Source organism: Acetobacter cerevisiae, assembly GCF_001580535.1.
Lineage (GTDB): Bacteria > Pseudomonadota > Alphaproteobacteria > Acetobacterales > Acetobacteraceae > Acetobacter > Acetobacter cerevisiae.
Genome location: NZ_LHZA01000147.1, coordinates 1 through 24,834, shown reverse-complemented (window position 1 = coordinate 24,834; position 24,834 = coordinate 1). Strand labels below are relative to the sequence as shown.

General features: G+C 58.7%; 20 protein-coding genes. 8 read left to right on the top strand and 12 right to left on the bottom strand.

The features are described from left to right. The 5 genes from ccmI (at window position 1) to AD928_RS08665 (ending at window position 3,329) form a co-directional block, all read left to right on the top strand. Window positions 1-732: a c-type cytochrome biogenesis protein CcmI gene (gene ccmI / locus AD928_RS08685; RefSeq protein WP_062249839.1), complete on the top strand. Its 732-nt coding sequence runs from the start codon at window positions 1-3 to the stop codon at window positions 730-732. Between the two features lie 195 nt (window positions 733-927). After that, window positions 928-1,386, top strand: coding sequence for a GNAT family N-acetyltransferase (locus AD928_RS08680; protein ID WP_062249838.1), 459 nt, complete (start codon window positions 928-930; stop codon window positions 1,384-1,386). A 61-nt stretch (window positions 1,387-1,447) separates the two neighbouring features. Continuing rightward, window positions 1,448-1,990, top strand: a complete 543-nt coding sequence (locus AD928_RS08675) for an RrF2 family transcriptional regulator (RefSeq protein WP_062249836.1) — start codon at window positions 1,448-1,450, stop codon at window positions 1,988-1,990. 28 nt (window positions 1,991-2,018) lie between these two features. Further along, a complete protein-coding gene (locus AD928_RS08670; protein ID WP_062249834.1) occupies window positions 2,019-2,408 on the top strand; it encodes a cupin domain-containing protein in 390 nt (129 codons plus the stop codon). 18 nt (window positions 2,409-2,426) lie between these two features. Then, window positions 2,427-3,329 carry an NAD-dependent epimerase/dehydratase family protein gene (locus tag AD928_RS08665; RefSeq protein WP_062249832.1) on the top strand — a complete coding sequence of 301 codons (903 nt, stop codon included), beginning with the start codon at window positions 2,427-2,429 and terminating at the stop codon, window positions 3,327-3,329. Window positions 3,330-3,381: 52 nt separating this feature from the next. Here AD928_RS08665 and AD928_RS08660 read toward each other — a convergent pair whose 3' ends face one another. Beyond that, window positions 3,382-4,638 (bottom strand): dicarboxylate/amino acid:cation symporter, encoded by a 1,257-nt coding sequence (locus tag AD928_RS08660; RefSeq protein WP_062249830.1) that lies wholly within the window; start codon window positions 4,636-4,638, stop codon window positions 3,382-3,384. A gap of 324 nt (window positions 4,639-4,962) precedes the next feature. Here AD928_RS08660 and AD928_RS08655 point away from each other — a divergent pair, with 324 nt between their 5' ends. Next, entirely contained in the window at window positions 4,963-5,940 is a 978-nt protein-coding gene (locus AD928_RS08655; protein WP_233420017.1) for a hypothetical protein, read from the top strand. On the opposite strand, the gene AD928_RS08650 is transcribed toward AD928_RS08655, so the two are convergent. After that, complete coding sequence (locus AD928_RS08650; RefSeq protein ID WP_062140857.1) at window positions 5,941-6,468, bottom strand: hypothetical protein; 528 nt, start codon at window positions 6,466-6,468, stop codon at window positions 5,941-5,943. Window positions 6,469-6,583: 115 nt separating this feature from the next. Then, window positions 6,584-6,958, bottom strand: coding sequence for a YidB family protein (locus tag AD928_RS08645; RefSeq protein ID WP_062140855.1), 375 nt, complete (start codon window positions 6,956-6,958; stop codon window positions 6,584-6,586). A gap of 254 nt (window positions 6,959-7,212) precedes the next feature. On the opposite strand from AD928_RS08645, the gene AD928_RS08640 reads away from it, so the two are divergent. Both AD928_RS08640 and AD928_RS08635 read left to right on the top strand, forming a co-directional pair. Further along, window positions 7,213-9,396 carry an FUSC family protein gene (locus tag AD928_RS08640; RefSeq protein WP_062249828.1) on the top strand — a complete coding sequence of 728 codons (2,184 nt, stop codon included), beginning with the start codon at window positions 7,213-7,215 and terminating at the stop codon, window positions 9,394-9,396. 137 nt (window positions 9,397-9,533) lie between these two features. Beyond that, a complete protein-coding gene (locus tag AD928_RS08635) occupies window positions 9,534-11,702 on the top strand; it encodes an FUSC family protein (protein WP_407639265.1) in 2,169 nt (722 codons plus the stop codon). A gap of 21 nt (window positions 11,703-11,723) precedes the next feature. Here the strand turns inward: AD928_RS08635 and AD928_RS08630 are convergent, their stop codons facing one another. The 9 genes from AD928_RS08630 to AD928_RS08590 form a co-directional block, all read right to left on the bottom strand. After that, entirely contained in the window at window positions 11,724-12,596 is an 873-nt protein-coding gene (locus AD928_RS08630) for an ion channel (RefSeq protein ID WP_231866215.1), read from the bottom strand. Window positions 12,597-12,852: 256 nt separating this feature from the next. After that, entirely contained in the window at window positions 12,853-13,788 is a 936-nt protein-coding gene (locus tag AD928_RS08625; protein ID WP_062249824.1) for a hypothetical protein, read from the bottom strand. Beyond that, the gene (locus tag AD928_RS08620; protein WP_062140846.1) at window positions 13,785-14,735 is read right to left on the bottom strand and encodes an MlaD family protein; all 951 of its coding nucleotides are present in this window, start codon (window positions 14,733-14,735) and stop codon (window positions 13,785-13,787) included. The genes AD928_RS08625 and AD928_RS08620 overlap by 4 nt, the downstream gene beginning before the upstream one ends. Beyond that, window positions 14,735-15,436, bottom strand: a complete 702-nt coding sequence (locus tag AD928_RS08615) for an ABC transporter ATP-binding protein (RefSeq protein ID WP_062249821.1) — start codon at window positions 15,434-15,436, stop codon at window positions 14,735-14,737. Before AD928_RS08615 ends, AD928_RS08620 begins: the two co-directional genes overlap by 1 nt. 1 nt (window position 15,437) lies before the next feature. After that, window positions 15,438-16,331 carry an MlaE family ABC transporter permease gene (locus AD928_RS08610; RefSeq protein WP_062249818.1) on the bottom strand — a complete coding sequence of 298 codons (894 nt, stop codon included), beginning with the start codon at window positions 16,329-16,331 and terminating at the stop codon, window positions 15,438-15,440. Beyond that, entirely contained in the window at window positions 16,328-18,652 is a 2,325-nt protein-coding gene (locus AD928_RS08605; protein WP_062249816.1) for an adenylate/guanylate cyclase domain-containing protein, read from the bottom strand. The genes AD928_RS08610 and AD928_RS08605 overlap by 4 nt, the downstream gene beginning before the upstream one ends. Before the next feature lie 178 nt (window positions 18,653-18,830). Further along, entirely contained in the window at window positions 18,831-20,321 is a 1,491-nt protein-coding gene (locus AD928_RS08600; RefSeq protein WP_062249814.1) for a Ppx/GppA family phosphatase, read from the bottom strand. Window positions 20,322-20,412: 91 nt separating this feature from the next. Further along, a complete protein-coding gene (locus AD928_RS08595) occupies window positions 20,413-22,683 on the bottom strand; it encodes an RNA degradosome polyphosphate kinase (protein WP_062249812.1) in 2,271 nt (756 codons plus the stop codon). Window positions 22,684-22,951: 268 nt separating this feature from the next. Further along, window positions 22,952-24,834 (bottom strand): S46 family peptidase (locus tag AD928_RS08590; RefSeq protein WP_062249810.1); only part of this gene is annotated, 1,883 nt, incomplete at its 5' end.

Here is a 24,834-nt window from a genome sequence, read left to right as displayed (position 1 = left end):
ATGATCTGGCTTTCCATTGTGCTGTTAAGCTGTCTGGCTCTGGCTCCGGCGGCCCTCCCCCTATGGCGACGCACCCGGCAGGTGCGGGATGAGCGGAGTGCGGCACTCTCGCTGCATGAAGCTCAGCTTTCTGAAATTGACCGCGATCTGGATATCGGCCTGATTGCCCCGGCGGAGCATGACATTGCCCGGCTGGAAATCCAGCGCCGCATTCTGGTAGCAGACACAGCCCCCACCCATACGGACGATGCCATTCCGCCAGTTGCCGTATGGAGCGCACTGGGGCTGATCCCCATTGCAGCAGTTGGCCTGTATCTGACCAACGGCGTGCCCTCCCTGCCCGCGCAGCCGCTCGGCCCGCGTCTGGTGGCACAGCATGAGCAGAACACACGCGGCGATGCCGTGGTCCAGCGCCTGAAAGCCACGCTGGCCATGATCCCCGCAGGCGATCCCAACCTGCGCCAGGGCTACCTGCTACTCGGGCAGGCCGAAGCCACCCGCGAGCATTATGCAGAAGCCGCCGAGGCATGGAACCACGCCCTCTCCCTCGGCTTTGACGCAGAAGTTGCCGCCCGCACCGGCGAGGCCCTGACCCGCGCAGCAAGCCACGTCACCCCGCAGGCACTCGACCTGTTCCGCAAAGCGCTGGACGCCGCCCCCAAAGACGCCCCCTGGCGCGGCGCCATTCAGGCCCGCATTGCTGAGGGCGAGCATGAGCAGGATAATCCGTGAGCAGCTTTTAAACCGAAAAGTTCACCAGAAAGCAGGCTGTTGGCACTATACTTCCATAGTGCCAACAGCCTTTTAACCAAATATTGCGCCCACGCCAAAAGAGTCTCCAATACTTATTTGAGTTCTGTATTGAGACAGACCTCCAATATTTCAAATCAAAATCAATACCGGAATTCAAAAGGTAGAAAAGCTTTTATGATTTCATTCAGACCAATGCAGGAAAACGAATTTTCTCGTTACACTGACTATTTTGTATCCGATTATGCTCATGAGATATCAGAAAATTACGGCTTATCTCTTTCAGACTCTCTCAAGCAGGCACACGAAACTATAGAAACCAGCTTTCCTCAAGGCGCGCTCACAGAAAGCGAAACCCTTCTGTGCATTATAAAATCTGGCGAAATCATCGGGTATATTTGGTATCGCCCCGACCAAAATAATCAATCAGTCTATATTTATGATTTCCACATTCTCCCTGACCAGCAGGGTCAGGGTTATGGAAAGCAAGCTTTAAAAACTCTGGAAGAAAACCTGAGCCAACAAGGGTTCAAACACATCAAGCTTCGTGTGGCGGCGGACAATACACGCGCTCAGCATGTCTATGAAGCCAGTGGGTTTCGCGTAACTGGCATCAATATGAACAAGACCATCTGAACGACGGTTCAGTCGGGTTTAAAATCTTGCGAATCTAAACGCGGACTTATATGGTCCGCGTATGTCACTTTACGGCGCAAGCACCGAATATGTCCTGCACAGCCTGCTTTGGCTGGTGGACAATCCTGAACCTGTCAGCAGTCTTGACCTCGCGGAGCTTCAGAACATCCCTGCGGCATTCGTCGCCAAGCTCCTGCCCCGGCTTGAAAAGGCTGGCCTTCTCGCCGCATCCGAAGGGATGAAAGGTGGTTACACGCTGGCCAGACCCGCCAGCGAGATCAGCGTGCTCACCGTTGTTGATGCTGTTGAAGGCGAAAAAAGCCTGTTTAACTGTCAGGAAATCAGAGGCCGCTGCGCTCTCTTTGGCCAACAACCACCCCAATGGGCAACGCAGGGCGTTTGCGGAATTCATGCCGTCATGCTGCGGGCTGAACAGGCCATGCGGCGGGAACTGGCACAGACCTCACTGGCTGATCTGGCACAATCAGTGCGGGACAAGGCTCCCCCTCCTTTCTTCGGAGAGGCGCACTCATGGTTTGACGAGCGCATTCAGACCCGCCGCACCAGCAAAGTCAGACAACGCAGACGGTCTGCCACACCCTGAACCCGTCTTCTCAAAAGGAGTATTGAGTATGCGCAAATTTGCCATTCTCGCGGCCATAACAGCAGGTTTCTTTGCTGGCCCTCTTCACGCAGAGACCAAAGTCACACCTCTGATAACACATGACCTGCAAGGCATTCCTGGCAAGGAAGGAGCCATGCTGACAGTCGATTACCCACCCGGTGGTTCAGACCCCATCCACAGGCATAATGCCTCCGTATTTGTCTATGTCCTGAAAGGGAGCGTCACCATGCAGGTCGCGGGAGGCGCACCCGTTACTCTGAAAGAAGGACAAAGCTTCTTTGAAGGACCGGATGACGTTCATCTCGTCGGGCGTAATGCCAGCCAGACGCAGCCTGCCCGTTTCCTTGCATTTTTCGTCAAGGATAAAGCAGCGCCCTTCGTCTTTCCCGCGCATTAAGCCAAAGGAGACCGCACCATGAAAATTCTTGTTGCCGGAGCCAGCGGAGCGCTTGGCCGTCCGCTTATAACGCGCCTGCGGGATGCGGGGCATGACGTGCGGGGACTGGCTCACCGCCCAGAGAGTCTGAAAGCGATCGAAATGCTCGGCGCGCATCCGGTGCAAGGTAATGCACTGGATCGGAGCAGTGTTTTTGATCTGATGGAGCGTATCCGGCCAGACGTGGTGATCGACCAGCTGACCTCGCTGCCCGCCAGCCCTTTCGACTTACCAAAGCACATCCCTGCCGATTGCACATTACGTCTGGAAGGCCGCGGCAATCTGTTTGAGGCAGCCAGCACCTTCGGGGTGCAGCGCTATATCCAGCAATTATCCGGTTTCTATCTGGATGGCGGCAATGGGCTGGCCACTGAGGCCTCTCCTTTACGGCTCAACGCCCCCGGCACGATTGGGCAAAGTGCCCGTATGTATGCGCAGCTCGAAAAGCGGCTACTGAGTGCACCGTCTATGGACACCATAGGTTTACGCTACGGCTTCTTTTACGGTCCGGGCACATGGTACTGGCCTGATGGCGCATTCAGCCACCATCTTGCACAAGGCGAGGTTTCGCTGATTGGTAAAGGAAGCAGCACGTTTTCCTTTATCCATGTGGACGATGCCGCACAGGCAACGGTAGCGGCTTTAACTGCGCCAGCCGGGATTTATAACGTCGTGGATAATCAGCCGACAAAAATGTCTGCGTGGTTGCCAGCCTATGCCCGCTGGATTGGATCTGCGCCTCCACCCCACATAAATGAGCAGGAGGCTCTTCGCCTGCTGGGCGAGGAAAGTCTTTATTACCAGAACACCCTGACAGGGGCGTGCAATCGCAAGGCTATGGAAATCCTGAGCCTCAACCTGCAACCGCTCCCCTGGCTTTAGAAAGAGAGCGGAGGCCTGTTTCTACCGGGGAGAAACAGGTTATCCGCTCCGCTTACAGCCGATCCTCCGTCGGCCCGTCAGACAACACGCCTTCCCACTTGGCGGAAATAGCGGCGGCGTAGCCGTTGCCCAGTACGTTGGTGGCGGTGCGGGCCATGTCGAGGAAGTGGTCGATACCGAGGATCAGGGTAATGCCCGCTTCCGGCAGGCCGAACTGCGGCAGCACGGCTACCAGTGTCACGATGGACGCGCGCGGCACACCGGCAATGCCCTTGCTGCTCAGCATCATGACCAGCACCATGGTGAACTGCTGCATGGCGGAGAGGTGGATGTCATAAACCTGCGCGATAAAGAGCGCGCCAAAGCTCTGGAACAGGATGGAGCCGTCCAGATTGAAGCTGTAGCCCAGCGGCAGCACAAAGCCGCTGATGCGGGTCGGCACGCCAAAATTTTCCAGCTTTTCGAGCAGCAGCGGATAAACGGACTCACTGCTGGCCGTGGCGTAACCCAGAATGAGCGGCTGAATGAGTTCACGGATCAGGTCTTTAATCCGGGGGCCAAGCACCAGAAACGCCAGCGTGGTCAAGACAATCCAGAGCACCAGAATAGTGCTGTAGAACTCAACCAGAAAACGACTGTACTGGATCAGCATCCCGCCGCCACTATGCGCAATGCTGCCCATAACGGAGCCAAAAACAGCCATGGGGGCCAAGAGCATGACCATGTCGGTCATCCGTAGCATGATATGGCCCAGTTCTTCCGTCCAGCCCAGCATGGTCTTTCCGGCCTTGCCCGCGGCAGGCAGAGCCAGACCAAACAGCACGGAGAACACCACAATCTGGAGGATGTCATTGCGGGACATGGCATCGAGAACGCTGGTCGGCACAATATGCAGCAGGAAATCCACCGGCTGGAACGGGTGCTTCAGGCTGGCCAGATCCTCCACGGCCGGAGGCTCAAACCCGGCACCCGGCTGGAAAATATTCCCGGCCAGAAGCCCAATAAGCAGGGAGATAAAAGACATGCTGATGAACCACAGCAGGATTTTGCCGCCAATGCGGAAAACCTGACTGTCATCACCCAGCTTGCCAATTCCGCTCACCAGCGTGGCAAAAACCAGCGGGGCGATGACCATCTTGATCAGCCGCAGGAAAATCCCCGTCATCAGGGTTGCGGCCTGCTCGGCAAAATGAATGACAGCGGGTGAGAGCGTGTGAATGAAAAGCCCGCTCAGCACACCCAGAACAAGGGCTATCAGAATGGCATAAGTCCGCCGTCTGGTGTTGACCGGCTGCGTCCCAATGGCCATTGCGTTGTTCCCTGTTCTAATTTTTTGTCACTATTTTGCCGGTTTCTACGCTACTGGCGGCAATATTTGAAGACCACACAGCGCTCAAATCATGAATTCTTCCCCACAAAGAAGACTCCATGAAATAGATAAATCATCGTAACAATAAAGTTTCGATATCTAAGTGTAACGAAATAAAATTTCCACAAGACCCGCAGAAAACTCAGACTCTTTCAATAAGAGCCATCAAATCTTTCGTTAAAACTTCCGCCTGTTCTTGATCTTAAACACATTTGCTGGCCTTCTGCGGCCCAGGAGAAAAAAAATAAGGCGTTTTTAACGGTTATGGTCAGACTATCGTTCCCTCCCTGCTCCCGGTCTTTGTGTGCGGTGCTGGTCGGATCATGCCTTGCAAGCCTCTCCTCCCGCCCGGCGCATACTGCACAGTGGTATACCGGCTCTCTGGTCTCACCATCGGGCGCAAAGTCTCATGCGGGGGATCTGGGGATTGAACCTTATTATACCTACAGCCAGCCGGTCGGCACGTTTGCATCAAACGGCACCAGTCACCCGCTCCACCCAAGGCAGCAGACCTTTAGTAATTCCACCTTGTGGAAATACGGCATTACGGATGACATCAGCATTCAGACCCATACCGTCATCAGTTATGGGTGGAAGCACACCGCTGGCCATTCGCATGGCCCGCAATTTGGGGATTTCCCGGTCGATTTCATCTGGCGGTTCCTCCACCCAAACCCCAAAAGGTTTATCCCGGACCTCAACCTGTTTGCCGGTGTCGTCATGCCAACGGGGGCCTATTCCCGCCTGCGCACCACGCAGGATGGCACGGGGACCGGTGCCTACGTCTTCCGCGTGGCCGTTACCGAGCAATCCACTTACACCCTTCCCGGCAATCATGCCCTCCGCCTGCGTGTCTGGAACTGGTGGCGACATGCTTTAACCAGCGCACGCCTGCACGACATGACCACTTATGGCACCTCAGCGGGTTTTCATGGCACGGGGCGTCCGGGCATGAGCGGCCAGACCGGGTTTTCTCTGGAATACGGCATTAACCAGCGCTGGGTTCTGGCTATGGATCTGGCGCGGGACTGGGCCAACGGATCGCACCTGAAAGGGTGGACCGCTGCGGGCACACGCGTAAACAAGATCAGCGCAGCCTCAACGGACTGGCAGATTGCACCGGCGGTTGAATATAACTGGAACCCACGCTGGGGCGTGATTGCAGGGGCTGCTGTTTATTACGCCGGGCATAATACCGGGGTTAAAGTCGCCCCACAGTTTGCCGTGAACGCGGTATTCTGATCAGCTGTTCCCGGCTTCCTGCAGCGGGGTCCGCGCCCAGATATCTTCCCGCGCGCGGCGTTGCGGCGGCCGGGGCTGGCAGGAAATGAAATACAGCCCCACCACAAAGACGAGGTTAGAGAGGGCGTTAAACCACATGGGGAGCTGGAACGGCGCAGGTGCATCGTACGCCTGATACAGCACGTAGGCCGTAAACGGGATGGACACCAGCCGCACCCCCACCAGCATATAACGTAACGGGTTGGGCCTGCCGGGCTGCACCAGAACACGCATGCGGTTCAGGCCGATAAAGAACGTCACGCACAGGCCCCAGACCAGCACGTTGAACATCATGTTGGTGATGTCTTCCATCCCGCCAATGACGAACACGGCGATAATAGACACGGCAGAAAACAGGAGGGAGCCGAGCTGGCAGCTCATGCCAACTTCCAGCGCCGGCATGCGCTCGGGCAGCCTGTCTGCAAGAGGCTGACAGAGGTCATCCAGCAGCCAGCTATCAACACGTGTGATGCGCTCACCAAGATTCATGCGGGCATCATAACGGATTGTCTGGCTTGATGCACCTTTCAATCGTGCAAGTTTGCCATCTCAGTAGCAAAGCCCCACCCCCGGCGCATGGAGTGGCCGGGGGCAGGTAAAAGCCTCAGGCTTCTTTTGTTGCCTCGGCCGGAGCCGGCAGCGTGCCTTCCGGCGTCTTTTTATCCACGGCCTGCGGCAGGAAGTGCGCCAGCGTGGTCAGAACGGCATCAGCCGGCAGGCCGGTGCGCTGCACCAGATCATGCACGGTGCTGCTGCCCAGAATATCGCGGATTTCATCAGCCGTTGCAGGCACATTGGAACCCTGGCTGATCCATGACCGAACCTTATCACCCAGACCGGCCTGATCAGCCTGCGTCAGAATGCTCTGGAGCGTATCAGGCTGGAGCAGTTTCTGGAGCTGCTGCTGCATTTCCCCCTGAAGACTGACGCCAAGTGCGCCTTCCACTTTTCCAACAAGGTTCTGAATGAAATCGGACATGTAAAGCCTCTCTGCTTTTCCATTAAGCCTGTGTGTAAGTCTTACACTGTTCCAGGCGGGCATCAGTTAAGATGATCATGGACCAAATAGCAGTCATGTGCGAGATCAATAACTGCCTTTCTTATCATCCCGGCACCCCACTGAGATGGACCGATAGCTGATATGCGTCTGACACCTCAAGGAAAATTCAGGGAATCGGGCTACTTTGAAAGTCTGAAACGCTTCAAACAGCCGCAGCCGAAAAAGTAGCACCTTTGCCCAGTCTCCCCGTCTTCCTTCTCGACCGCATCGGCCCCTTGCGCCATCTGCGCCCGCTGCGCCGCCCCGGCGAGCAGCAGAGTGGCCGGCTGCGATGGCTGTTTGCCCCATCCCTTCCCGCACTCGGCTTTGCCGTGCGCACCACCGCCGCGGCGCTGATCGCCCTGATCATTGCGCTGTGGGTGGAACTGGATGACCCGCAATGGGCCGCCATGACCGTCTGGATTGTGGCGCAGGGCTCCCGCGGGGAAAGTATTTCCAAAGCGAAATGGCGACTGGTCGGCACCGCCATTGGCGTGGTGATGTCCATCACGCTGATTTCCGCCTTTATCCAGCAGGCCTGGCTGTTCTTCCCGGCTCTGGGGATCTGGGTAGGGCTTTGCTGTACGATGGCAACGCTGGTCCGTAACTTCCGCTCTTACGCGCTGGTTCTGGCCGGGTACACCTGCGCCATCATTGCCATTGGGGCCATTCCCAACCCCGCCAACGTGTTCATGACAGCCATGTCCCGCGCCACGTATATTGTGCTGGGCATTACGTGTGAGAGCGTTCTGGCGGGGCTGTTCGCCCATAATCTGGCCGCCACAGCCCGCCGGAACATCCGTGACAAACTGCGCACAGCGCTCGGGAATGTCTCCGGCTCCGTCTCAAGCCTGCTCTCCGGGGATGATGAAGCCCTTGTGCGCTCCCGCGCCATGTTCGGCCCCATTCTGTCCATCAATGACCAGATTGAATTTTCCGAAGTGGAAATGGGCCCGCACGGGCATGAGGGCGACCACGCCCGCGCTGCCCTCGCCGCTGTTTCCGTGCTGCTTTCCCGCGGTCTGGGTATGGCCGTCCGGCTGCAATATGTGGAGACAGACCAGCCGGTTTTCCGCGCCACAGCGGCCAGAGTCAGCGCTTTTCTCAACGCCCTGCCGCCCCAGCTGGAAACTGACGATACCGTCCAGCATCTGCTGGAAAACCTGCGCCTGATCCGGGGGGAATGTCGGCAGCAGATTGTGGATGCGCTGACGACCGAAATCAGCATGCAGCAGGTCCGCGTACAGGATAATCCGGAAATTCAGGCGCTGCTGGATGGCCGTATTCTGCACAACGCGCTGGATGAATTGCTGGGTGAGCTGGAACAGGCCATTCGGGAATATGACGCCAGCCAGCACTTTATCCGCGGAGACCACTTCCACTTCCGCCTCCAGTCCCATGTGGATAAGCGCGAGGCCATGTATAACGGCATCCGTGCGGCGGTCGCCATTACTAGTGCGGGTCTGGTGTGGGAAGTCACCGCATGGTCCGCAGGCCTCGGCTTTATCACCTTTGTCGCCATTGTCTGCGGCCTGTTCGCCACCCGTGAAAATCCGGTTGTGGCCACAACGCAGTTCATGGTGGGGAGCCTCTGGGCGGCCCTCGTTTCCTTCTTTCTTGTGTTTGTGGTGCTGCCCACGCAGGAAAATTACGAGATGCTGGTCGCCTCCCTTGCCCTGCCCATGATTGCAGGCGGGCTGGCCAGTCGGAATGCCGGCACGGCCCTGCACGCCGCCGCCTATACCCTGCTGCTGCCCAACTTCGTTCACCCGTTCAATCAGGGACGTGAAAACGAAATTGCCTGGTTCAACACCACCGCCGCTATTCTGCTAGGGGTGGCGTTTGCCGTTATCATGTTCCGGGCGGTCATGCCGTTCAGCAGTGCGGCAGAACGCTGGCGCATGCGCCGCACCCTGCTGCGTGACCTGCGCACTCTGGCCTCTGCCGAACCCATTCCGCTTAACCAGAACTGGATTGGCCGGAACATTGACCGCTTTGCCCGCCTGATCCGTCATGCAGGCCCAACGCCCTCTCCTACCATTGAGGGCTGCTTGCAGGGCACACTGGCCGCCATGACCATCGGCCTCAACATTATCCGACTGCGTAATCTGCTTGAACGTAACCAGATTCCGCGTTCAGCCCGCAGACCGATTGAAGTCGTGATGGCCCGCATGAGCCGCTTTACAGGTAAATATGGCCGCACCGCTCAGAGCGCACGCCTCGCCACCAATACGCTGCGCCGTATCGAAGCGATGGAACCCAACATCACCACCCGTATCGAACTGACCCGCGCCATTGCATATCTGATCGTCGTCTCGCACGAGCTGGATGCTAACGCCGTGTTCCTTGATGCCTCCAAGCCCTACAAGGCGGCGTAAGGGGGAACGCATTTCTCCCCGTTTTGAAAAACTATTTTAATATGTACCGGACCCTCACCTTCATGTTATAACAGAAGGCTTGGAGGAATAATCGGTCCGTGCATGTGTCTTCATTCTCTGATCGCCTTTCGCAGCAGATACGTGCGTGGGCCACCAGACTCTCACAGGGCCGAACCGGTCTTTCAGAAAATGCCCCCCTTGCCTGGCTGATTGCGCCCTCCCCGGCCAATCTGGGGTTTGCTCTGCGCACAACCTTTGCGGCCCTGCTGGCGCTGAGCCTTGCGCTGTGGCTGGAGCTGGACAGCCCGCAATGGGCCGCCATGACCACATGGATTGTGGCGCAGAATTCGCGCGGACAAAGTATTTCCAAAGCCAAATGGCGACTGATTGGCACCTGTATTGGTGCGATATGTGGCATTGCCTTTCTGGCCGCCTTTCCGCAGGAACCCTGGCTGCTGTTCCCCCTGCTGGCCTTAGGAGCCGGGGCCTGCTGCGCGGAAGCGACGTTTCTGCGCAACTTCCGGTCCTACGCGCTGGTTCTGGTGGCCTTTACCTGCACCATCATTGTGCTGAGTGCGGCCAACCAGCCGGACAATGTGTTTATGATCGCCATGTCCCGCACCACCTACATCACGCTGGGCATTGTGTGTGAAAGCACTCTGGCGGGCCTGTTCGCCCCTCGCCTGAATACTGTTGCGCATGAAGAAATTCGCAGTCGCTTGCAGGACGCTCTCAGCGGCGCCTGCCTGAGCATGACCGGTTTGCTGCTGGGAGAAAAGGATGGCCTGTTCCGCTCCCGCGCGCTGATGGGCAGCATCCCCTCTCTGGCCGATCAGGTAGAATTTAGTGAGATCGAGTTAGGCCCACATGCGCATGTGGGCGACCACGCCCGCGCCGTTCTGGCCAGTATCTCGACCTTTCTGGCGCGTGGGCTGAGCATGCATATCCATATGGAAGCCGCCGCCCCGCCACCCCAGACGTTTAAAAAATCGCTCTCCGACTTTGCACAAATCCTGAAAACTATTCCCGATCACCTGAAAAATTCTGATCCGGTAGACGCCGCGCGACAGATCCGGGCAGACCTGTATCACGCCCGCACAAACTGTCTGCAAACCGCCACGGATACGCTGATCCTTTTTGAACAGGCGAGAACGCATCCGAACAGTTCCGAAGAGCTGATGCGTGACCTGCTGGAAAGCCGCATTCTGGCAACCGCTCTTGCAAAGCTCATTCTGGAACTGGATGAAGCCCTTGAGCATTTTATTGCAACGCAGGAACCCAGCCCTAAAGACCACTTCCGTTTTGCGCAGCACATTGAAAAAGATCCTGTTCTGGCGCTCAACAATGGCTTGCGAGCCGCCGCTGCCATCTGCATTGGTGGTCTGATCTGGGAAGTCACCGCCTGGCCGGATGGCTCCACGCTGGCCATGTTTGTGGCCGTGACTAGCACACGCTTTTCCTCTTTTGAAAATCCTGTTCTGGCCTCAAGTGGTTTTCTGAGGGGGGCTGTCTGGGCTGCCGTTGTTTCATGGTTTTTAGTGTTTCTGGTCCTGCCGGATCAGGCCAGTAATGAGACCCTGCTGGCCTCTCTGTTTTTCCCCATGCTGGTGGGCGGTCTTGCCCTCCGCGCGCCAAATTCCATTGGTACCGCCGCAGCCTATAACAATTTCATGCCGTTCATGATCGGCCCGGCCAACCATAGCCGCATGAATGAGATTATCTGGTTCAACACCACCCCGGCTGTTGTTCTGGGCATTGCGCTGGGGGTCTGGGCTTTCCGCCTTGTGCTGCCATTTGATGCCGCTGCCGAACGCTGGCGCCTGCGCCGCAAACTGGTGCGGGATTTACGCAGGCTGGCCGCGCAGAAAAGCCCGTTTACTCCGGCAGAATGGATGGCCCGCTCCTGCGGACGCATTGCGCAGATTATTCATCATGCCGGCGTTAAACCCGATGCGCTGACGGAAGCCTATCTGGCCGGGGCAATGGGGATCATGACGGTCGGGCTACTGGTGCTGCGTATTCAGCATGTGCTGGAGCATCACGACCTATCGCCAGAACAGACTCAACTCTTGCAGTCTGTGATGCACAGTATCGCCACTCTGCATGGTCACACCACACGGCCTGCGGAGACCGCGGCCAAAGCGCTGGCGCAGCTACGCCCTGCCGCCCTGCGGGAGCCCAACCTGTCCTTACAAATGGACCTGACCCGTGCCGTGGGCAGTCTGGAAGTGATGAAGCGGGAACTGGCGGACAATGTCACCTTTCTGGACACAACCCGCCGCTTTCACCTGCCTTCAGCGGCCTGAAAGACCGCTCTAAAGTCGCTCTCAGTGTTTTTCGATATCGTGAAAGCGCGTGTAATCCACAGCAATCCGTCCATCCGGGCGGGAGAGAACGATATCCACAAACCGATGATTGTGGTGTACGCGGTCAAACCGATACGCGGTTCGGGCAAACACGGTCTGGCCCAGCGCCTCGTCCGTGCCGGTTACGGTCACGACAATTTCGGCTTCTTCCTTTTCCAGTTCCGCCATGCTTTTGCCGTGCAGCGGGCTTTCCGGCCCGATGACATGCGCCATGACAAACGCAAACCGCAGCACCGGCACGTGCGACTGCACCAGCAAAAGCTGGTCAAACTGCCTTACCAGATGCCCGTTTTCACTCATGACCAGTCGGGACAGCGAGACTTCCACATCCACGGATAAAATGACGCTCAGCCGCAGGTTGGCAATGCGAATACAGAGCGCCGGAATGCCGTTTTCATTACTGATAACCGCTGTATTGCTGAACATGATGCGCGCCCGTGGGCGGGCAAAACGGGCAAACACAACGCCTGTTGCCAACGCGTTGATCATCATGCCCACCAGCACCTCAAACGAGACCACAATGTTGGCATAGGGCCCCACCGGCACCATGCCGCCATACCCGACGGTGGAGAGGGTCTGCACGCTAAAGAAGAACAGGGAAAGCAGCGTATGCTGGCCATCCCCCGTCACCTGAGAAGGGGCGATCAGATACAGCAGGGCAAAGAACAGATTGATCAGAAAATAGAAAATAACTGATGTATAAACAAAAGCCGTCCAGCTTGCCGTCAAAGCGTGGTGATACAGGTCCGTCCAGACACTATCGGACAGGCCGACACGTACCACATCACGATGGCCTTTTTCTTCCACCAGCGCATGCGCCCGGAACCGGCGCATGGCTTCCTTGGTGGTGAAATGAGACTTCTTGCCTGTCTCTTCAAGCGGCGTATCGTCCAGCCTATTGTAACGCGCCGTCAGCCGCGCCTGGCGCTTTTCCTTCAGCTTTTGAAATACGCTTTTCATGTCCGCCCTTCTGGTCTGAAAGGCCGCCATGCCGCGCGACCCTGCGATCAAACGGTAATACACGGCCTCAGAAAGGCTTGCTTCCATCAATTACGCATAGCAAATCCGCATCACTTTGCAGCGATTTTGCTTATTGCTTCTTCGGCTCCGCAAACGGATGCAGGGAGACGCCACCCGCCAGATGCGCCCATTGCGCCGCATCGCTCTCCGCTGTTGTCGCCCCGCCGCGCAGCAGGCTCGAACCCTGCGTGACGGTTGCAGCATCCACCGTATTGGCGGAGTTAGCCTGCATGGAGGCGCTCTGTGCAGCCCGCGCCCACAAGCTGGCGGCTTTCTGGTGGTCGCCACTGCGATCTGCTGCCTGCCCCGCCAGAGCCAAGGCACGGGACATATCCCGATAAGAGGCGTCATCCCGCCGCAGGGTCGCAGCCTGCTCAGCCAGTTGCTCCGCCTGCGCCGGGTTGGACACCAGAACGGCACGCGCCTGAATTTCCGCCTTATCCGCCTGCTCCGTGCGGGACAGCGGCGGCTTCAATCCGTTAAAATAGGCCAGCGCCTTCTGGAACGCCGTTGCATCCTGCCCCGCATCCGCCGCCAGCCCCAGCACGAGGGCGGAACGAGCCGCATAGGCTGTATCGGTGGAGGCCATGCCGCCAGATGCCAACGCAATCGCCTGCGGGTATTGCCGCAGGCGGTACCGGGCCGCCGCTTCAATCAGATCAAATTCCGGACGCGCCGTCTGCCCGCGCACAGCGGCAGCCTGCCGGGTGGTCTGCACGGTTTCAACCGCTGCCGCCGGGTCATCCCCCGCCAGTTGCGACACGGCAAGATCATACCCTGCTTCGGACGCCGCGACGCCATCATCCCGCAGCAAAGCCAGATCGGCTGCCTTGCGATACTGGGTAATAGCGACGCTGTAGCGCCCCAGCTCAAAGGAATCCTGCCCGGCCGTCATCGCCTGATCCCACGCGGCGTCATCCCGCGCAGAGGGTGCTTCCACAGCCCCTCCGCCGCACCCTGCCAGCAGCAAGGGCGCAAGCAGGGTCAGTGCGCGAACGCGCCTCATGGCCGCACCTGCCGGGGTGCAAGGCGGTTTTTCTTGCTGGTTTTCTGGCCACCCAGCAGCCACATGCCACGCAACTGATCAGTCAGCTTCTCCAGCCCGTAAAGCGTGGTTTGGGCCTGCGCCAGCAATGCGGGCAGATCAGCCGTGCTGGCCTCCACGCTGCCTGCAATAGCGGGCAGATGCGGGGTGGCCCCTTTCAGGTCATGCGAGGCAGAGCGCAGATTGTTCATGGTGCCATCCGTCTTGGTCATGATGCCGGACACCTGCTGTTCAATCGGCTTGAGGCGATCAATCACGGTGTTCAGAGAAACCGCTGCTGCCTGCGCCTGCTTGAGCAGTTCATCATTGGTCAGCAATTGCCCCACGGTGCCCTTGCCCGCGTGCATGTCCGTCATGGTGGCGTCCAGCTCGGCCATCATGTGCCGGGCACTGGCAATGGCCGGCATGATCTGGGCCTGAATATCATTCAGCGTGGCTGTAATCTGGTCCGCCGGGTTGGGAGCAGGTGTGGCGCTCAGCACCGCATAGCTCCAGTCCATCGCATCCCCATGCCCACGGCTGAGTTCCAGATAGGAAGAACCCGTCACAATAAACTGCTTGCGGATAATGGCTGTGCTGTCCCGCCGGATAAACGGTTTGGCCTGCGGGTCCAGATCCACCTGAGCATACATCTCACCCGAGGGGTTGAGCTTGACGGCGCGAATGGTGCCGGCATGGGTGCCGAGCAGTTGCACGTCACTCCCTACAGTCAGGCCGCCCACGCCAGAGGCTGGCAGCGTGACGTGCAGCCGCGCTGGCGGTGTCAGCCAGTTTTGCAGCACCCCGGCCTCAACCACGGCGCCAGCAAACAGCACCACGCTGAGCAGCACGAGGAACCCAACCCATTCATCCGCATAGCGCAGAGAAATGAGTGGTTTGACTTTCTGTCGTAAGCGGATCTGGAACATTATGCCGTCCGTACTTCTACAAGCCCGTCATCAGCCAGGCGCCACATACTCGTAATCCCCTGTCGGTAGCCCTGCCAGATGGCATTATTACGCACCAGCCAGATTACACCAGCCCCCTTGTCCCGCGCGTCCGTTATCGCACTGAGAAACGGATTTTGCAGTTCCACAGGACTTGCTTCCAGCGGGTCTTCCAGAAGCAGCAACCGGGGGTGCCCTATAAAAGCCCGCACGCAGGCCGCCCGCAGCAAATCAGAATCCGACAACCGGCTGGGCGGCAAAACCGGCAGGCCGGGCAGACCAAACCATTCCGCCAGCCGGGCCGCTTCCGCCACAACCTCATCCATCGGGCGGGTGGTATGGTGCAGTTGCTGCAGGGTGATGGCAAGGTGCGTGTTCAGGAACTCTGGCCAGCTGGGCCTGCGGGTAATACGACCTATGCGCCCACGCAGGGCATTCATTTCCCGGTCATGCAGGTCTGACCAGTCGAGCCCCATAAACTTCACAACACCTGCGTCCAGCGGCACAAGCCCGCAGCACAGATCCGCAAACATGGTGGCGCGGGAACTGGAGCGGGTTTCCACCACCATACAGTCCCCCGGCATCAGCTTCATGCTGAAGGGCACGGGCGGCAGGCCGCTTTCCTCAAAAGAGGGCACAGCCTTGTTCAGTTCCAGCAGCGGTCCGGCAGTGCGTGTATCCATCTTACAAGTCCAGACTGAACAGCACGCTGACAGCCATCACAATCAGCATTCCGCGGGAGAAGCCTCGCGGCAGGAGGGTGCGCAGATTATCTTCATTGGTGGCGGTCAGACCGGTCAGGCAGCCGCCCAGCCCCACCACAAACCCGACGGTGATGAATTTGAGCGGGATCACCAGATAATCCGCGTGGGACATGGCGGTAATCACGTCATAGAGAAACGTCCAGACCGGATTGGTCACCACACCGGACATGCGGCTGATGATATAGCCCGTAACCAGTGCGGCGAAGGAGAACAGGATCCCAAGCGTAAAGCCGCCCACGGTAAACGCCAGCGTGCGCGGCATGACCAGCAGCAGAAACGGGTCCAGCCCCTGCGCCTGCATGGAGCGGATTTCTCCCCCTGTCGTTAGCAGGCCCAGCTCCGTGACGGAGAGCATGCCGTTGCGGCCCAGCAGCAGGATGCCCACCAGAATGGGCGCAATTTCCCGAATGACCACATCAATCAGAATGGTGCCGGTCATCTTGGCCATGCCCGCCAGACCCAGCCAGTAAATGGTCTGCGAGACCGCAGCCACGCCCGTCAGTGTGCCCGCAAACATAGTGGCGATCAGGCCGCCGCCAATCACGCTGTTGAGGGTTGTGCCGAACTCGTAACGCACGGTCCGCCGCCAGGAATGAGAGCGAAAACTCTCAAAAATAACGCCCCAGCTTGCCCCCAGCATGATCAGGAAAAAGCGGATCTGCCGCCGCGTCAGGCGGCCTGTCCAGGCCAGCTTCTCCCGCACCCACTCATGCAGCACGAACTTCTGCCTGTGCTGCGGATGGGTGGAGGCATCTGCCTCTAAAATCGGGTCCCGCTCCCCCCCCGGACTACGTGGTTCGTTCGAGCCACTCATCGGCGCGCCGCCAGAACATAGGCCCGACCCAGCCCAAGATGCGGCGCAAAGAAGGACCCGCGAGAGCGGAACAGATACCGGTCACGCAGCGCCTGATACACCCGGTCTGTTACCTGAATGGTGCCGCCATCTGTCGCGCCCTGCGCCATCAGTTCCGCCAGAGAGACCGTCTGCCCCCACAGGTTGAACACTTTCGGCTCTTCCCCCACAGCACCACCAAAGGCTGCGCCGTAATCCAGCCCCATGGCAAACACGGGTTCCAGATTAGCGGCCGCGAGTGCTGCCATGAAGGTTTCCCGCATGGTCAGCGCAGCATCGGCAATGCGGATAATGGCGGTCGGATCTTCCTCCGTGGTGCAGCCCGCCATGCAGATCATGCGATGGCCAGCCACTTCCACGCCAAACAGGCCGCGCTCCTTGGAGATGCGCTGCACATCCGTGGCCAGCTGGTTGATCAACGTCAGGAGCGCCTGCGTTTCCGCATCCCCATCCACCACAGGATCGGAGAAGGTAATGACCAGCACGGCAACGGACGGATAGATCCCGGACGTCGTCACGCCAGCCACCTGCGGCGCACGCATCAGCATATTATCATACTGCGGTGGCGGCTGCGGTCTGGCGGAATTGACCGCACCGGGAACTTCATCGGCAGGCAGGCCGTGCCCGGTGGTGGTGTCTTCCGTCGTTTCAGCCAGTCTGACCCCGGCAATAGAGGCCATCAGGTCCACAAAATACACCAGATGCGGGGCCATATGGGCATCTTCCAGCACCACGGCACCGATAATGCCTTTCGGACCATGAATGGGATAAATGGCGAGCATACGGGTGCCCAGTTCACGCATGACCAGCCGCTCGAACTGCGTTGTCCGATTATCTGCCGCCGCGTTTTCCACGCTCAGCACATCCCCGGATTCAATGGCTTCAAAAAACGCCCCCAGTTCCGCGCGGGACATTTCAAAACCACCGGAATGCGCATCCTGTTTCTGATCATAGGAATCTTCACAGATTAGCGCCTGCCCGTCATGCAGCAGGCGCCAGACACTGGCCCGGCGCGCATCCGTAACGTGCGCAAGCTGTTCTGTGAGCACCAGAGGTTCGGCAGTCGGGTCAAACAGACGCGGCGTGACGGCCACCTGCTGCACTGCTGCACTTTCATGCGTAATCTGCACGCCCTGCTGCGCCAGTTTGCGCGCCATTCGTTCCGAACGCCGCACCTGCCGCACAAGGAACCCGGCCAGCGCCAGCGAGAACACTATGATAATCCCGGCAAATTGCAGGCTCTGCTGGCTGCTCTGGCGGGCAAAACTGGCAAAGTCATTTTCCGGGGCGGACAGCAGTAAAATCCAGCCCTCTGCAGAACTTTTCAGCGGGGAGGCAATGGTCACATAGCGTTTGCCGTTCAGCTCAAAACTACGCGGGCCAAAGCCCCGCACCCGGTAATGGTCATACCCACGGGCAAAAACCGGATGGGTCTTGGGGTCCAGCACCATCTTGTTGGGGTCCCACCCGGCAGCTTCCGCCTGCTGCATGATGTTACGCCCCGCCATAACCCGGCCCTTACTGTCCAGAATAATGGCGTTCCCGGTCTTGCCGACCTTCAGATGATCCAGAAACGTGCTGAGTTCATTCAGGGAAATATTGGTCGCAAAAACATAGGTGTGCCCGTTTGCGGCCTTAAACCGCAGCGAGCTTGTCATGACAAACTGGCGCGCGGAGGGGAACAGATAAGGCTGCGTCCACTGGACGTCCGTCTTGCCTTCCGTATTGCTGTACCACGGGCGCTTGCGCGGGTCATACCCGGTTGCGTCCGTGTATTCCTCACCCGTTTTTACGCCGTCATTCGTATAGAATTCGCGGTGATAGACCTGCTTGCCATCACGCACTTCAAACGTGGTACGTTCCTCATTTTTGCCATCAGGCCCGCGGGTAATCAGGCGGAAATGGCCGTCTTCATCCCCCAGATAGAAGGACTGCAACTGCGGCACGCTTTGCAGCATGGCCGCGCCATAGGAATTAAACACCCGGTCCGCTACCTGCGGCGGCGCATGCGCAATCATGCCACTGGCGATGACGTTCCCCGCCACGGCGGGCATGATGTAATCAGACACTTCCTGAGAAATATTCTGCTGGACCGCGCCCAGAAGCTCATGGGTCAGCGAGACCACACCGGTCCGCGTGGAGCGGTAGGAATGCAGCCCAATGGCCACAATTGCCCCTACAACCAGCAGCAGCGAGCCAAACGGCAGGACCAGATGCAGCAGGACACGCCGCACGGACGCATCATTCTGCACTGTCGGATCGGCTATCTCATCAGAAGACACGTCACTTTTTCCCCTGACTACTGGTCATAAATCCCCATCCCCGGCAGATGTCTGAAATTTAAGGTGCCCAGAACGCCGCAGCTTGTCCAGTCCCATGACTGTGCCCGCCGGCGCAGAGCCTCTATGCCCTGCTCCCCGCACACATCTGCTCCTGACAGAGAACAGGCAAAAGGCTGTATCAGGCTTCCAGATCAGACTCAAAGCGGGTGGAAACATCCAGCGCCTGACCCAGCCGGGCCAGTCCACGCCCCACGGTTTCCCCCCGCACAGCCACACGGGATGACACAAGTTTGAGCACAAGCTCCTTGCGCTGCCAGAGCAGAGCCGTGCCATCCAGCAACACCGCCGTCCCACCGGAAAGGGAATACGCCAGACGCAGCGCCTGCCCCAGCACGATGGCGCGCCGCCATGCGGCCTCACTCAGCAACGTGCGGGACGTTCCCAGAAACTCTGCATTGGTATCCGCCGCATACCGCACGGCCAGTGCCAGAGAAAGCCAGGCCCGCGATTCATGATCAAACCCCACGCCCTGCATGCGCAGGATACGCCAGTAGGTCTGCTCTGCCCGATATTCCGGGTGATCGTGACTGCCAACATCCGAGAGAAGGCAGGCAATGCGCCGCAGATGCTGCTCCTGCCTGCTTTCCTTGGGCAGCAGGCCATCCGTCCAGCGGCAGAGCACATCCGGCAGCGTATTGCTACGGCCCAGACGGGCACACATATCCCGCGCCACAACGTCCATCGGGTCCTGCGGCAGGCAGTCCGGGGCGACATTCAGCATGTACCACCCCTCCCGCAGGCCATCCACGCAGAACACCACCCGGTCCGGCTGCACCTTACGCAGCAATCTGCGCAGCACAGTCGCGGCAAACGGTACATCATCCAGACGTTTTTTGGGGGCACCGGGCAGACGTTCCAGACTGCGGCGCTGCGCATGCAGCAGCCAGCCGGTCATCTCCCGCGCTTCTTCCAGCCCCAGCGTATAATAATGCACGATATTCAGCGGATACTGCATGCGGGCAATATGCAGGCGGGCCAGCGCACGGAATGCCCCGCCAACCAGATACAGCGTGTTCCCCTTGACCTGAGACAGCCATTTGACGCGCCCGATATCCTCATCCGCCAGCGTGCGCGCCACGCCGAGGTCTCCCCTGGCGCGGTCACTCAGGCGGATAACGCCCAGCGGCAGGGTATTGGCATCATGGCGGCCATCTTCCGCCAGACGGATCAACTCCAGAGAGCCGCCGCCCACATCGGCCACCAGCCCCTTTGCGCCAGGAATGCCGCACATCACGCCAATGGCGGAGTGATCGGCCTCTTCTTCCCCGCTCAGAATACGGATGGGCACCCCCGGCATGTTCCTGCGCAGGGCGTCGACAAACTCCGGCCCGTTCAGCGCATCCCTTACTGCAGCAGTCGCCAGAATTTCAAACGGGTCCGCATCCATAGCACGGGCAATAGCGTGGAAGCGGCTGAGCACTTCCATGGCCATCTGCACGCCTTCTTCATTCAGCTTGCCTGTTGCTGTCAGGCCCCGGCCCAGTCGCAACACGGCCTTTTCATTAAAGATAGGCACAGGGTTGCGCGATACGCCCTCGAACACCACGAGGCGCACAGAATTGGACCCAAGATCAACAACGGCCGAGCGGCGCGGCATATCAGTCTGCATGGGCGGCACTCTACTCCCGAAAATCGTTCACGAAAACCGAGAACAGATGCCAAAAGCACGCATTCTGCTTTTCCCGCACTGCTGACTGAAATCAGTCATCAAACATCAGGTCTTTTGACGTCGGCAGAGAGGCCGGTGCGCGGAGGGGCGTTTCATGCGCAGCGGAGCCACGGCCCGAAAGCGACGGGTGCGTCATGAACCATTCATGCGCAGAAAAAGGCCGCGCCCCCGGCGTTAGCCTGCGCCATGTGCCGCTGGCTTCCAGCCCCCAGGATTGCAGATTGTCCTTGAGGTTGGAGACCATGATCTGCCCCAGCATCTGAGCATGCACCGTGGGGTTGGTGACGGGCACCATGCTTTCCACCCGCCAGTCCATGTTCCGCGTCATCCAGTCCGCAGAGGACAGATAGACTTTGGCGTAGCGGGACGGCAGGCGATGGCCATTACCGAATGCGAAAATGCGGGAATGTTCCAGAAAACGTCCGACAATGGATTTGATACGGATGTTTTCAGAAAGCCCCGGCACCCCCGGCCGCAGGCAGCAGATGCCCCGGATCACACCGATAATCCGCACCCCGGCGCAGGAGGCGCGATAGAGGCAGTCAATGAGATCCGGGTCCACCAGCGCATTCATCTTCAGCCAGATGGTGCCCGGACGCCCGGCTTTAACATGCGCAATTTCTTCCTCAATCAGCTCCCGCAGCGTGCTGCGGATAGTGATGGGCGAGAAGGAAATGGCTTCCATCTTGGCCGGCATGGCGTAGCCGGTCACGTAGTTGAACAGGCGTGCGGAATCCCGCGCCAGTTCCGGCTTGCAGGTAAAGAAGGAGAGGTCCGTGTAAATCTTGGCGGTAATCGGGTGATAATTGCCCGTGCCAAAATGCGCGTAGGACCGCACCTGATTGCCCTCGCGCCGCACCACAAGGCTGAGCTTGGCGTGGGTTTTCAGGTCCGCAAAGCCGAACACCACCTGCACGCCTGCGGCTTCCAGCGCGCGGGAGAGGCGAATATTGGCTTCTTCATCAAACCGCGCCCGCAGTTCCACCATGGCGGTAACGGACTTCCCGGCCTCAGCGGCTTCAATCAGCGCCTTGACGATGGGGGAGTCGCGGGACGTGCGATACAGTGTCTGCTTGATGGCAATCACGTTGGGGTCGAGCGCTGCCTGACGCAGGAACTGCACCACCACGTCAAAGCTTTCAAACGGGTGATGAACCAGCAGATCCTTCGCCCGGATGGCGGCAAAACAATCACCATTGAAGTCCAGAATCCGCTCGGGGAAGCGCGGCGTGTAGGGCGGGAACAGGAGATCGGGGCGGTCATCCACAATCATCTGCTTGAGGTCCACCACACCGATCATGCCGGAATGGACGGCAATTTCTTCCGGCGGCAAGTCCAGCCCGGAGGCAATGGCGTCCGCCAGTTCCGTCGGCACGCGCTTTTCCATATCCAGGTGGATCACCACGCCACGGCGACGGCGTTTGAGCGCGCTTTCATAAGAGCGGACAAGGTCTTCCGCCTCGTCCTCAAACTCCACATCGGTATCGCGCACCACGCGCAGCATACCGCTTTCCCCCACCACAAGGCCGGGGAAAAGCTGGTCCATGCACAGGGTAATCAGGTTTTCCAGACGGATGAAGCGCACCGTGCGGTTGCCTGCACCGTCTTTGCTGGGCAGGCGAATAAACCGCTCAACCTGCGCAGGCAGCAGGATCAGCGCGTTCATGGCAAACGCGCCGTTTTCCGCCAGCAGCAGACGCAGGCCGAGCGCCAGCCCCATGTTGGGGATGAAGGGCAGCGGGTGCGCCGGGTCCACCGCAAGCGGCGTCAGCACCGGAAAAACGCGGTCCATAAAGCAGGTGTGCAGCCAGGCGCGGTCGGCTTCATCCAGATCAGACGGTTCACACAGCACCACACCGGCATCCGCCAGCAGGCCGCGCAGTTCTACCCAGATACGCTGTTGTTCACGCAGAAGCTGCGCGCAGCGTTCCCGCACGGCATCCAGCTGCTCGGCAGGGGTCAGACCATCGGGCGAGAACGCCACCAGCCCTTCCCGCACCTGCCCGACAAGACCGGCCACACGCACAGAATAAAATTCATCGAGATTACTGGCACTGATGGACAGAAAACGCAGGCGCTCCAGCAACGGGTTGCGCGCGTTATCCGCCTCTTCCACCACACGCTGGTTAAAGGCCAGCCAGGAGAGTTCGCGGTTGATAAACCGCTCGGGCATGTCCAGCGTCACCTTTTTCTGGGCCGGCTTTTTTCTGGTTCGACGAACTGCCGGCGTGCGTCTGCGGGCGGGCACTTTGGCTCCGGCTGATTGACCCGTCTTTTTGTCCTGCCCCGTCGTCACACCCATTCTCCCCTGTTTGCCCTCATCCTGCCCGCATCAGCCTTGCGGGCATAGGGCTCATCGTCTCTTAAGACTTAACATCATACTGTAGAGTCTTCTGACTGGAAAAGAATGACACATGTTACGGTTTTATGTCGCTCGCATTCCAGAGAGCCTGCACAGAACGCAAAACAGGCCCGCAGAGCCATTGCCCCGCGAGCCTGTTCCTCCTGCACGCTACCCTACAAAATCCGGCGCTCTATACGCCGAAGCCTTGCAGATCAGTCGTCAGGCCTCAGAGATGCCCCTGAGACAGTTCGTTAGCCAGCGCCTGATTTTTATAAACCACCTTCAGCGCTTCCATAATGGCAGCCGTATCGACAGCAACAGCACGGTTGGTGGTTTCATCGTAATAGAAATCCCCACCCAGAGAGTGAATGTTGCCATCAAAAATCAGACCCACGGCATGGCCCTCAGAGTCAATGACCGGAGAACCTGAATTGCCGCCAATAATGTCATTGGTTGAGACAAAATCGTAGGGGGTTTTCATGTTGACGTGCGCCTTGGCGTCCAGCCAGGGCTTGGTCAGCTTGAACGGGTCAGACCCGGTTGCGCGGTCATACAGGCCGGAGAAATAGGTAAAGGCAGGCACGGCTTTTCCGTTTTCATCCCAGCCCCTGACCTGACCGAAAGACAGACGCTGCGTAAACGTGGCATCCGGGTAGGACGACACTCCATCGCGCTCAAAACGGGCCTTAGCCATCGCTTCGCTCGCCTGACGGGACGGAGCAGCTACTTCATCATCCATTTGCTTACGCAGGGCACGGGTCTGCGGTTCGGTGCTGCGGGCCAGCACAATCATCGGATCTTTGGAGGCGGCAATGGCGTCTGCCCCACCTTTCCAGAGCTCCAGACGCACCTTGGGGTCTGCCAGTTTCGTGCCTTTGACCAGCGTTTCGGCCAGATCATCCGGGGCAGCCTTACCCAGAACCAGCTTCACCATCTCATCATCCGCACCCAGCACCTGCCGCAGTTTGGTCAGAGAAAAGGCGAGTTCTGTCTTTTCAAGATCAGGATAGACCGGGGCCGTGGAACCGAGTTCGGCTTCCAGCGCAGGCAGGCGGGCATCATGATACGCTGTCAGACGTTCAGCATCGGGTTTCTGGCGTTCGTTCGCAGCGCGCACCAGCAGCTTGGCATACTGGAACAGTTCACCCTGAATCCCAAAAGCGCCTTCCAGCATCACGTAAGGTTTGAAAATACGCTTCTTGACGGCCAGCGCCTGGGCGTTTTTCGCCCACGGGTCGCCATAGGCTTCCTTGCGTTTGGGGTCGGCGTTGATCCAGTCGCGCAGGCTGGTTTCACTTTTTGCCTTGGCATCCAGCAGTTTGGGGTCAGACAGAACGTCCACGCGGCCGCGATAGACTTTCAGGCTGTTCTCAATCCCGAAGACCCGTTCCTGCGCTTCCTGATGATGTGCCGTGCTTTCCCGGCTGTACTGCCACAGCGCGCCATCCAGTGCGGAATAGTTATCAATGATGAACGGCACTGTCACGTTTCTGGAAAATTCCAGATCCGCCAGCGGCACTTCACGTTCCGTAGAACCCGGATTGCCGGAGGTGAACACCAGCTCCCCTTCTTTCGGCCCGGCAGCGTCAAACGGCAGGAAAGCCTCAACCTTGGCGGGCTTTCCGTTTTCGTAAACACGCATGAACGCCATATCGAGATCGTAACGCGGGAAGTTGAAGTTGTCCGGATCTCCGCCAAAGAAGGCTGCGTTCTGGTCCGGCGCCATCACCATGCGCACGTCCTGATAACGGCGGTAACGATATAGCGCCGTGCGACCTCCGTGATACAGGCTGATGACATCGCAGCGCCATTTCTTGGGGTCATCCTTGGCGCATTCTTTTTCAATGGCGCTTTCCTCGGCCTGACGCGCCGTGGTGTAGGCCGCACCATCCTTGCCGCGCAGGGCCGTCTGCATCCGGTCCGTTACATCGGTGATGCTATCCAGCTGGTTCAGCTCCATGGCAGGGCAGCGCTGCTCATCCGCAGGGCTTTTGGCGCTATAGCCATCCTGAAAGTAGTTCTTCCCTTTGCCGGAAAGCTGCTGGAGACACTCATTGGCGCAATGGTGATTGGTCATCACCAGCCCATCGGCGGAAACAAAAGAGGCCG

What these genes read in the sequence shown, in the direction of transcription:
- ccmI (WP_062249839.1), top strand. Translation starts at nt 1, where the DNA reads ATGATCTGGCTTTCCATTGTGCTGTTAAGCTGTCTGGCTCTGGCTCCG.
- AD928_RS08680 (WP_062249838.1), top strand. Translation starts at nt 928, where the DNA reads ATGATTTCATTCAGACCAATGCAGGAAAACGAATTTTCTCGTTACACT.
- AD928_RS08675 (WP_062249836.1), top strand. Translation starts at nt 1,448, where the DNA reads ATGTCACTTTACGGCGCAAGCACCGAATATGTCCTGCACAGCCTGCTT.
- AD928_RS08670 (WP_062249834.1), top strand. Translation starts at nt 2,019, where the DNA reads ATGCGCAAATTTGCCATTCTCGCGGCCATAACAGCAGGTTTCTTTGCT.
- AD928_RS08665 (WP_062249832.1), top strand. Translation starts at nt 2,427, where the DNA reads ATGAAAATTCTTGTTGCCGGAGCCAGCGGAGCGCTTGGCCGTCCGCTT.
- AD928_RS08660 (WP_062249830.1), bottom strand. Translation starts at nt 4,638, where the DNA reads ATGGCCATTGGGACGCAGCCGGTCAACACCAGACGGCGGACTTATGCC.
- AD928_RS08655 (WP_233420017.1), top strand. Translation starts at nt 4,963, where the DNA reads ATGGTCAGACTATCGTTCCCTCCCTGCTCCCGGTCTTTGTGTGCGGTG.
- AD928_RS08650 (WP_062140857.1), bottom strand. Translation starts at nt 6,468, where the DNA reads ATGAATCTTGGTGAGCGCATCACACGTGTTGATAGCTGGCTGCTGGAT.
- AD928_RS08645 (WP_062140855.1), bottom strand. Translation starts at nt 6,958, where the DNA reads ATGTCCGATTTCATTCAGAACCTTGTTGGAAAAGTGGAAGGCGCACTT.
- AD928_RS08630 (WP_231866215.1), bottom strand. Translation starts at nt 12,596, where the DNA reads ATGCGCCGGTTCCGGGCGCATGCGCTGGTGGAAGAAAAAGGCCATCGT.
- AD928_RS08625 (WP_062249824.1), bottom strand. Translation starts at nt 13,788, where the DNA reads ATGAGGCGCGTTCGCGCACTGACCCTGCTTGCGCCCTTGCTGCTGGCA.
- AD928_RS08620 (WP_062140846.1), bottom strand. Translation starts at nt 14,735, where the DNA reads ATGTTCCAGATCCGCTTACGACAGAAAGTCAAACCACTCATTTCTCTG.
- AD928_RS08615 (WP_062249821.1), bottom strand. Translation starts at nt 15,436, where the DNA reads ATGGATACACGCACTGCCGGACCGCTGCTGGAACTGAACAAGGCTGTG.
- AD928_RS08610 (WP_062249818.1), bottom strand. Translation starts at nt 16,331, where the DNA reads ATGAGTGGCTCGAACGAACCACGTAGTCCGGGGGGGGAGCGGGACCCG.
- AD928_RS08600 (WP_062249814.1), bottom strand. Translation starts at nt 20,321, where the DNA reads ATGCAGACTGATATGCCGCGCCGCTCGGCCGTTGTTGATCTTGGGTCC.
- AD928_RS08595 (WP_062249812.1), bottom strand. Translation starts at nt 22,683, where the DNA reads ATGGGTGTGACGACGGGGCAGGACAAAAAGACGGGTCAATCAGCCGGA.